The sequence below is a fragment of the Streptomyces sp. NPDC059456 genome, from assembly GCF_042750055.1.
GTDB lineage: Bacteria > Actinomycetota > Actinomycetes > Streptomycetales > Streptomycetaceae > Streptomyces.
Map to the genome: position 1 here is coordinate 1 of NZ_JBHYVA010000318.1, position 9,234 is coordinate 9,234.

A 9,234-nucleotide genomic window follows, 5' to 3' on the forward strand; every position below is an offset into this window, starting at 1 on the left:
GGACCCGGGGCTGCCCGAGCCATACCGGCTGGACTCCCGGCCGCTGGCGGCACTGGCCCGGGAGTTCCGCACCTCCCCCATCGTGGCGGCGGTACGACGGGACCCGGCCCTTCCCTGAACCGCGGGTGAGCCGCGCGGGCGAGCCGCGCGGGCGGCGCCCCGTGTCAGCCGACCCCCGTGTCAGCCGGCGAGGGCCTCCTCGGGCTCGGGGTTGCGGGCGAGCCAGGCCCCGTACGCCCGCACCCGGCGCCAGTGCTGGAGCTGGTCGAGGGCGAACGCGGCCCGCGGCGAGGCCTCCGGGCGCGGCTCCAGGCCGCGGGCCAGCCGGTGCAGCTGGAACCGTACGAAGGCCAGCTGTCCGGCGCCGGCCAGGTCCCGGTCCTTCCAGCGCAGCCGCTCGACCCGCACCCGTACGTCCTCCCCGGCGCGCCAGCGGGCCGGCAGGTCGGGCCGGAACGCCAGGGCCGAGGCGAGCCCCACGACGGACACCCCGCGTGCCAGGACCCTGCGCGCGGTCTCGTGGCGGCCTATCCCGCCGGTCAGCATCAGCGGAATCGTGGCCGAGTCCAGGAACTGCTCGGCGAAGGTCAGGAAGTACGCCTCCCGCTCCAGGGTCCGCAGATCGGCGGTGCGGCCCAGGGTCGCCGGGCTCTCGACACTGCCGCCGGACAGTTCGACCAGGTCCACGCCGAGCCCGCCCAGGACGGCCAGGACCCGTGCCGCGTCCTCGGTGTCGAAGCCGCCGCGCTGGAAGTCGGCGGTGTTCAGCTTGACCCCGACCGCGAAGCCGGAGCCGACCTGCGCGCGGACCGCCCGGACGACCTCGGTGAGCAGCCGGACCCGGTTCTCCAGGCTGCCGCCCCAGCGGTCGGTGCGCCGGTTGACCAGCGGGGAGAGGAACTGGCTCAGCAGGTAGCCGTGGGCGGCGTGGATCTGCACGCCGTCGAAGCCGGCCTCCTCGGCCCGCCGGGCGGTGACCGCGAACCGGGCGACGGTGGCCTCGATGTCGGCCTCGGTCATCGCGGTGGGACGGGCGAAGCGCTTGGTGTGCTTGCCCAGGCTCACCCCTATGTCCGAGGGCGCCCAGGCCGTGCCCGGCATCTCGGAGCCCACCTGCCGGCCCGGGTGGTTGATCTGCATCCAGACCCGGCCGCCGCCGCAGGACGCGGCCTCGGCCCAGCGGCGGAAGGGGCCGAGCGGGGAGCTCGCGTCGAGGACGATCGTGCCCGGCGCGGTCAGCGCCCGCCGGTCGACCATCACGTTGCCGGTGATCAGCAGGCCCGCGCCGCCGCGTGCCCAGCGGCGGTAGAGCCGCTCGATGCGCGCGTCCGGCAGCTGGCCCGCCCCGGCGAGGCTCTCCTCCATGGCGGCCTTCGCCAGCCGGTTCGGCAAGGTCGTCCCGCCCGGCAGCTGCAGTGGCGTGAACAGGTCCATCGACAGTTCCCCCAGGAAACGTGTTGCACGTGTCATCCCGCGCCCCGGCGCAAAGATACCGCCCCCTGACCGGCCTCCGGCAGGCCGCTGCACCGAAAGAAACCGGACACCCTCGGCATGCGAACGCCCCGGGCCGATCGGCCCGGGGCGTTCGCGTACGACGGTGGTGCGGGGCGGGTCAGAGCTCCGCGAGCGCGAGTCCGGCCTGGGCGGCGGCCGCCTGGACGGTCTGCTCCAGCAGGACGGCGATGGTCATCGGGCCGACGCCGCCGGGGACGGGGGTGATCAGGGAGGCGCGGGCGGCGGCCGACTCGAAGTGGACGTCGCCGACGTTGCCCTCGTTGTAGCCGGCGTCCAGGACCACGGCGCCCGGCTTGATGTCCTCGCCGCGAATGAATTCGGCCTTGCCGACGGCGGCGACGAGCACGTCGGCCTGGCGGACGACCGACGGCAGGTCCACGGTGCGGGAGTGGCAGTAGGTGACGGTGGCGTTCTGCTCCAGCAGCAGCATGCCGGCCGGCTTGCCGAGGATCGCGCTGCGGCCGACGACGACGGCGTGCTTGCCGGTCAGGTCCACGTCGTACTCGGCCAGCAGCCGCATGATCCCGCCGGGGGTGCAGGAGACGAAGCCCGGCAGCCCGAAGCCCATGGCGGCGAAGGAGTGCATGGTGACGCCGTCGACGTCCTTGCCGGGGGCGATGGCCTCGAAGGCGGCGCGCTCGTCGATGTGGTGCGGCACCGGGTGCTGGAGCAGGATGCCGCTGATCTCCGGGTCCTCGGAGAGGGCGGTGAGGGCGGCGACGAGCTCCTCGGTGGTGGTCTCGGCCGGGAGCTCCACGTGGCGGGAGGTGATCCCGGCCTTGGCGCAGCGGTTCTGCTTCATCCGTACGTACGTGACGGAGGCCGGGTCCTCGCCGACGAGGACGGTGGCCAGGCAGGGAGCGGTGCCGGTGCGCTCGGTGATCTTCGCCGCGAGGACGGCGGTCTGCTCCGAGATGCGGCGGGCGAGGGCGGTGCCGTCCATGAGACGGGCGGTCTGGGCCGGCTGAACGGTCTGGGCGGTCGTCACGGGGGTCTCCTGGGCGTCGCTGCGGGATCGCGGTTCGCCCAGGCGCGCGGCAGTCGGCGTACCCGGGGTACGCCGGGCGCACGGGAGGTGCGCCGGGCCGCTCCCCGGTGGTGATCCACCCGAACGCCAGTCACGGCCCGCCCTCCACTGTAATGGACCTCCGTCGCGGACCTCGCCGACGGATCCGGGGCCCGCGACGGCGCCCGGGAGCCGGAGATCCGGCCAAATCGGTGGATCACCGGCGCCCCACCTGGGACGATCGAGACATGACGCGTACTTTCGACCATCTCGTCGCCGAGGCCGAGTCGGTCTCCGTGGACGGCTGGGACTTCTCCTGGCTCGACGGCCGGGCCACCGAGCAGCGCCCCTCCTGGGGCTACCAGGGGCTCATGGGCGAGCGCCTGGCCCGGGTCCGGTCGGCCCTCGACATCCAGACCGGCGGGGGCGAGGTGCTCGCCGGTGCGGGGACCCTGCCCCCGCTGATGGTGGCCACCGAGTCCTGGCCGCCGAACATCGACAAGGCGACCCGGCTGCTGCACCCGCTGGGCGCGGTCGTGGTCGCGGACGCCGACGAGCCCCCGCTGCCGTTCGGCGACGAGGCCTTCGAGCTCGTCACGAGCCGGCATCCGGTGACGATCTGGTGGGAGGAGATCGCCCGGGTCCTGCGTCCCGGCGGCACGTACCTCTCGCAGCAGGTCGGTCCGGCGAGCGTCTTCGAACTCGTCGAGTACTTCCTCGGGCCCCAGCCGGAGGAGGTCCGGCGCGGCCGGCACCCCGACGACGCGGTCGCCGACGCCACCAAGGCCGGCCTCGACGTCGTCGATCTGCGCTCGGAAAGACTGCGAACGGAGTTCCACGACATCGGAGCCGTGATCTACTTTCTCCGGAAGGTGATCTGGATGGTGCCCGGTTTCACGGTCGGGCAGTACCGGGACCGGCTGCGCGAGCTCCACGAACAGATCGAACGCGAGGGTCCGTTCGTGGCGCATACCGCCCGTTTCCTCATCGAAGCCCGCAAAACGGGCTGACGGGAACGGCCTCCGGGGCGCGGACGGATCCACGGCCGATCGGTTGCCCGCCCACAGCGTGGCGCAGGTCACTCAATTCAGCGCGTAACGAATCGACTCGGGCATGCGATGAACCGACAGGTGTCCTCGCGCGGCCCCGGAATACAGACCCCCCTCGGGTCTGTTTCCCGAGTCCGCGCGATGATGTCCCGCTCACTCCTTATCTGTTCGCAACGAGAGGCTCCTTGTGTCGCTCAGCCCGTCCCGTACGTTCCCTCCGGAGATCGCCGAATCGGAGGCCCTCGTCGCGCTCGTCGAGCGCGGCCGCGAGCAGGGTCACATCAACGGTGACGACGTGCGCCAGGCCTTCGAGGCCGGCCGCATCCCGGTGGACCAGTGGAAGCGGGTCCTGCGCAGCCTGAACCAGGTCCTGGACGAGGAGGGTGTGGCGCTGCACGTCAGCGCCGCCCCCGCCACGAAGGCTGCCGCGAAGAAGCCCCGCAAGGCGGCCGCCGCGCCCGCCCGCACCGTGACGAAGAAGGCTGTCGCCCCGCCGCGCCCCATCGGTGCGCGCAAGGCCTCGGCCAGCAGCGCGGTCCCCGCCACCGCGGCGACGATATCCACGTCGCCGGCCGCGGCCACCGAGGACGAGGCGACGGCCGGTGCCGTCGCCGAGCCGAAGAAGCGGACGGTCAAGAAGACCGCCGCGAAGAAGACCGCGGTGAAGAAGACCGCCGCGACCAAGAAGACCAGCGCCAAGGACGCCGACGAGGGTGAGAACCCGGCCGTCGAGGGCGAGGACTGGGCCGCCGAGGACCTCGTCGACGACGTCGAGGAGGAGGCCCCCAAGGCCGGCGGCACCCAGGGCTTCGTCCTGTCCGACGACGACGAGGACGACGCCCCGGCGCAGACGGTCATGGTGGCCGGCGCCACCGCCGACCCCGTCAAGGACTACCTGAAGCTGATCGGCAAGGTGCCGCTCCTCAACGCCGAGCAGGAGGTCGAGCTCGCCAAGCGCATCGAGGCGGGTCTGTTCTCCGAGTACAAGCTCGAAGAGGAGGAGGACCACAAGCCCGCGTTCAAGCGCGAGCTGGAGATCCTCGTCGAGGACGGCCGCCGCGCCAAGAACCACCTGCTGGAGGCCAACCTCCGTCTCGTGGTCTCGCTGGCCAAGCGCTACACCGGCCGCGGCATGCTCTTCCTGGACCTGATCCAGGAGGGCAACGTCGGCCTGATCCGCGCGGTGGAGAAGTTCGACTACACCAAGGGCTTCAAGTTCTCCACGTACGCGACCTGGTGGATCCGGCAGGCGATCACGCGTGCCATGGCCGACCAGTCGCGCACCATCCGCATCCCGGTGCACATGGTCGAGATCATCAACAAGCTCGCCCGCGTGCAGCGCCAGATGCTCCAGGACCTGGGCCGCGAGCCCACCCCGGAGGAGCTGGGCAAGGAACTCGACATGACCCCCGAGAAGGTCATCGAGGTCCAGAAGTACGGCCGCGAGCCGATCTCCCTGCACACCCCCCTGGGTGAGGAGGGCGACAGCGAGTTCGGTGACCTCATCGAGGACTCCGAGGCGGTCGTCCCGGCCGACGCGGTGTCGTTCACCTTCCTCCAGGAGCAGCTCCAGTCGATCCTGGGCACGCTCTCCGAGCGGGAGGCGGGCGTCGTCTCGATGCGCTACGGCCTGAACGACGGCCAGCCGAAGACCCTGGACGAGATCGGCCGCGTGTACGGGGTCACCCGTGAGCGCATCCGTCAGATCGAGTCCAAGACCATGTCGAAGCTGCGCCACCCGTCCCGCTCGCAGGTGCTGCGCGACTACCTCGACTAAACCGTCGGGACGACAGCCCGCGTCGTACGGCGCCGCGTCACGGAACACGACGCGTGCCGCCGGTACGGCGCGGGCTTGCGCGTACCTCGTCCGTACCTCGTCCGTCCGGACCGGTGCGCGGGAGGCTGCCGCCCGCCGGCGGCTTTCGTTCAGTGCTCCAGCAGGTGCTTCAGCTTCTCCTCGTTGCGCGGCATCTCCTTGCGGGCGTACGGCTTCACCACGAGCGGGGCGATCACCCTGCCGATGCCGTGGCCCTCGAAGTCGAGGTCCAGGGTCAGGCGCGAGCGGGTACCGCCGCCGAGGGATTCGACGGTGGCGCGCACGTCGCCGCGCACGGGTCCGTCGACGCCGCGCAGGCGCCAGCTGTGCGGCGGGTCGAGCTCCTTGACCTCCATGGTCATCGGGAACCTGCGCTTGCCCAGGCGCCGGGTGACGGCGATCTTCGAGCCGACGTGGAGGGGGGCGCCGTCGAGCGGGCGGGCGGAGACGGCGCTGTTCTGCCACTCCGGCAGGTGCCTGGGGTCCGTCATGTACGCGAAGACGTCTTCGGGACTGCGGGAAATGTCGATGCTTTCTCTGATCGCGGACATGGCGACCCCTTACTGCCCCCTGCGTGTCCTCCCTTTCCACGCTACCGCGCGGGGGTCAGGCGGTGACGCGCTGCTTACGCGCGGACATCACGGCGTAGCAGAGGACGCCCGCGAACAGGAACAGGACGCCCTGGTAGACCGCCGCGTAGCCGGAGCCGGCGACCAGCCACATCGAGAAGCCGAACGCCAGGCAGGCCAGGACGCCGTCGCGGACCAGGCGGCCGCGGTGGACGCGTTCGGACTGCCCGGTGAGCAGGAAGTGGATCTGCGCGGCGGTGGAGAGCAGGTACGGGACGGTCGCCGTGAACGTGGTGACCAGGACGAGCATCTCGAAGACACCGCCCGAGCCCCACGTGTAGTTGTAGACCGTGAGGCCGGAGGCCAGGACGACGGTGACGAGTACGCCGGCCACCGGGACGCCCCGCTTCTTCGTCTCGAAGACCTTCGGGAACAGCCCGTCGCGGGCGGCGGCGTACGGGGTCTGCGCACTGAGCAGGGTCCAGCCGTTGAGGGCGCCGAGCATCGAGATCACGGCCGCGCAGGCGACGAGGGTGCCGCCCCATGAACCACCGGCTCCTCCGCCCACGGAGAACATGGCGTCGACGGCGTCGGTGAAGGGGGCTTCGGAGGAGACCAGCTTCTCGTGGGGGACCAGCCCGAAGACGGAGAGGGTGCCCAGCAGGTAGACGGCGGCCGCGCCGACGGTGCCCAGGACCGTGGCCCGGCCCACGTTGCGGGCCGGGTCGCGGACCTCGCCCGCGCTGACCGCGGCCGACTCCACGCCGAGGTAGCTGAAGAGCAGGATGGCCGCGGCCGCGGAGACCGCGCCGACGGGGCTCTGGCCGGTGGCCCGGAAGGGGCCGAGGTTCGCCGGGTCGAAGAAGAACAGCCCGCCCACGGCCACCAGCAGCAGCGGGGCGAACTTCAGCACGGTGGCCACCAGTTGGACTGCGCCGACGTACCGGGTGCCGGCCAGGTTGGCGAGCGCGGGGAGCCACTGCACGGCCAGGGCGGCCAGGCACATCACCGCCTTGTGCCCGCCGATCGCCGGGAAGAGCACGGTGAGGTAGCCGACGGCCGCCACCGCGAGGGCCGCGTTCGAGACCCAGGCGGTGATCCAGTAGCTCCAGGCCGCGAGGAAGCCGGCGAAGTCACCGAACGCGGCGCGGGCGTAGACGTACGGGCCGCCGGTCTGCGGGAGCCGCTCGGCGAGCCGGCCGAAGACGAGGGCGAGGGCGATCGCGCCGGCGGTCAGCACGCCGAAGGCGACCAGGCTGATCGTGCCGAACGGTGCCACCGAGGCCGGCAGCAGGAAGATGCCGCCGCCGACGATGTTGCCCATGACCAGGCAGGTCGCGATCGGCAGGCCGAAGCGCCGGGCGTGGGGGCCGGCCGGCTCGGGGGCCGGCGTCGGGGCCGGCTCCGGGGCCGGGGCGGGCGTCGGGGCGGGGGCGTGCAGGGTGGAGCTCACGGGTGGTGCGCCTCGGGTGTTTCATATGCCGGACAGGTCGACATATCGTCGGGCAAGCCCAAAGCCGCACCAAATCAATGGTTTTCGTCCTGCGCGGGCACCCCTGCGGAAGGAAAGCTTCCGCCGTTTTCGCCCGTGAGCGGGGGTTCCTCCGCCGGCTGCCCCGCCGGATCCGCGACCATCCCGCCCACCGACCCGCCCACCGGCGCGGCCAGCGGCACGGCCAGCGGCACCTGAGGGCCGTCCGCTTCCCGCAGCCAGCGGCGCAGCACCTCGTGCACCGCCTCCGCGCCCACCAGGTCGGCATCCGGCTCCGACAGCTCCGTCGGCCACATCAGGAACGGCAGGCCCTGCTCACCGCCCAGGCCACCGTGCGAGCCGATCTGCTCCTCGAAGGCGTGCACCGAACCCGTCCGCGGGTCGTACGCCGAGTTCACCATGACGTCCGCCGCGTGCGGGAAGGAATCGGTCCGGCGGACCGCCCGCGCCGCGCCCGGGCCGAACCGGGCCAGCAGCTCCTCCGCCGCACCGGGCTCGTCGAGGCGGGCCACCGCCCCGTCCGGACCCAGCACCTGCCCGTCGACCAGCAGGAACCCGATCCCCGGATGGTTGGCCAGGGTCGCCAGCAGGGCCGGGTGCGCCCGCTCGATCCGCTCCCGCGAGGCCCGGCCCGGCAGGTCCGGGAAGGAGATCAGCCCGAGGTTGCCCGAGGCCAGCACCACCGGGTCCGGGCCCCGCCCGGGGTGGGCCCCCGCATCCTCCTCCACCGGCCGGTGCAGGGCCGCGAGCACCGCCGCGCGGGCCTCGGCTCCGCTGCGGGTACGGCCCGCCCGACGGGAGACCGGCAGCCCGCAGCCCGCGCGGACCAGGTCCTTCAGCGTCAGCCCGTAACGGCCCAGGAAGGTCTCCCCCGGGCTCTGGCCGTGGTCCGACAGCAGCACGATCCGGTACTCCCGGGGCGCGTGCTCGGCGACCCGCGCGATCAGCGCGAGGCTCCGGTCCAGCCGGGCCAGCACCCGGTCGGTGTCCCGGCCCTGCGGGCCCGAATGGTGGGCGACCTCGTCGTAGGCCACCAGGTCCGCGTAGACCGCGGCGCGCCCCGCGAGCATGTCGCCGATCACCGCCGCCACGACGACGTCCCGTTCGACGACCGTCGCGAAGGCCCGGATCAGCGGGTACAGCCCGCCGCGGGCCACCCGCGGCCGGTCCCCCCGCACCCGGGCCCGCACCGACTGGCCGATCTCCCGGACGACCTCGGCGGTGAAGGACAGCGCGGTGCGCACCGCGTTGGCCGGGTCGCAGAAGTACGCGAAGTAGCCCGCGCGGGACCGGTTCGCCCGGCCCCGCCGCGCCGAGACCGACAGGACCAGGGCCAGCTGGTCGGCGCCGCCGCTGAACAGGTTGCCCCGGCTGGCCCCGTCGAGGGTCAGCAGCCCGCCGTCGCCGGTTCGCGCGATGGCCCGGCGCTGGAGTTCGGCGGCGCTGCTGGGCCGGTTGCAGACCACCACCTCGCCGCTGTCCTTCTCGTACCAGCGGAAGGCGGGCACGTCGTGGTTGGAGCCGTGCAGGATGCCGAGCTGGCTCGCGCCGGTCTGGCTGGACCAGTCGGTGCGCCAGGGCATGATGCGGTGGCCGGCGGCCAGCCGGCCGGCCACCGTCGGCATCAGGGCGCTGTCCGCCGCGCGGCGCAGCGTCTCGTACCCGACGCCGTCGAGCTGGAGGAACACCAGGCCCGGCGCGCTCGCCCCGGGGCCCGGCCCGCCCATTCCCGGCCGGCCCCGGCGCCCCCCGGGGCGCCCGGCCGGCCCGGTGGCCTGACCGACGCG

At 73.0% G+C, this 9,234-nt stretch carries 7 protein-coding genes; 2 read left to right on the forward strand and 5 right to left on the reverse strand.

Going from position 1 to position 9,234, the window contains the following annotated elements; translation table 11 throughout:
* Positions 1 to 180 precede the first annotated feature (180 nt).
* Both ACFXA3_RS24895 and ACFXA3_RS24900 read right to left on the reverse strand, forming a co-directional pair.
* Positions 181 to 1,470: an NADH:flavin oxidoreductase/NADH oxidase family protein gene (locus ACFXA3_RS24895; RefSeq protein ID WP_385190304.1), complete on the reverse strand. Its 1,290-nt coding sequence runs from the start codon at positions 1,468 to 1,470 to the stop codon at positions 181 to 183.
* A 142-nt stretch (positions 1,471 to 1,612) separates the two neighbouring features.
* Positions 1,613 to 2,458, reverse strand: a complete 846-nt coding sequence (locus tag ACFXA3_RS24900; protein ID WP_385190318.1) for a bifunctional 5,10-methylenetetrahydrofolate dehydrogenase/5,10-methenyltetrahydrofolate cyclohydrolase — start codon at positions 2,456 to 2,458, stop codon at positions 1,613 to 1,615.
* 311 nt (positions 2,459 to 2,769) lie between these two features.
* On the opposite strand from ACFXA3_RS24900, the gene ACFXA3_RS24905 reads away from it, so the two are divergent.
* Together ACFXA3_RS24905 and ACFXA3_RS24910 are read left to right on the forward strand one after the other, a co-directional pair.
* Positions 2,770 to 3,531, forward strand: coding sequence for a class I SAM-dependent methyltransferase (locus ACFXA3_RS24905; RefSeq protein ID WP_385190306.1), 762 nt, complete (start codon positions 2,770 to 2,772; stop codon positions 3,529 to 3,531).
* 226 nt (positions 3,532 to 3,757) lie between these two features.
* Positions 3,758 to 5,347, forward strand: a complete 1,590-nt coding sequence (locus ACFXA3_RS24910; RefSeq protein WP_385190309.1) for an RNA polymerase sigma factor — start codon at positions 3,758 to 3,760, stop codon at positions 5,345 to 5,347.
* A 149-nt stretch (positions 5,348 to 5,496) separates the two neighbouring features.
* On the opposite strand, the gene ACFXA3_RS24915 is transcribed toward ACFXA3_RS24910, so the two are convergent.
* The 3 genes from ACFXA3_RS24915 to ACFXA3_RS24925 all read right to left on the reverse strand — a co-directional run.
* Positions 5,497 to 5,937, reverse strand: a complete 441-nt coding sequence (locus tag ACFXA3_RS24915) for an SRPBCC family protein (protein ID WP_385190311.1) — start codon at positions 5,935 to 5,937, stop codon at positions 5,497 to 5,499.
* Between the two features lie 55 nt (positions 5,938 to 5,992).
* Complete coding sequence (locus tag ACFXA3_RS24920) at positions 5,993 to 7,408, reverse strand: amino acid permease (protein ID WP_385190313.1); 1,416 nt, start codon at positions 7,406 to 7,408, stop codon at positions 5,993 to 5,995.
* Between the two features lie 74 nt (positions 7,409 to 7,482).
* A partial coding sequence (locus tag ACFXA3_RS24925; protein ID WP_385190315.1) for an alkaline phosphatase family protein occupies positions 7,483 to 9,234 on the reverse strand: 1,752 nt, incomplete at its 5' end.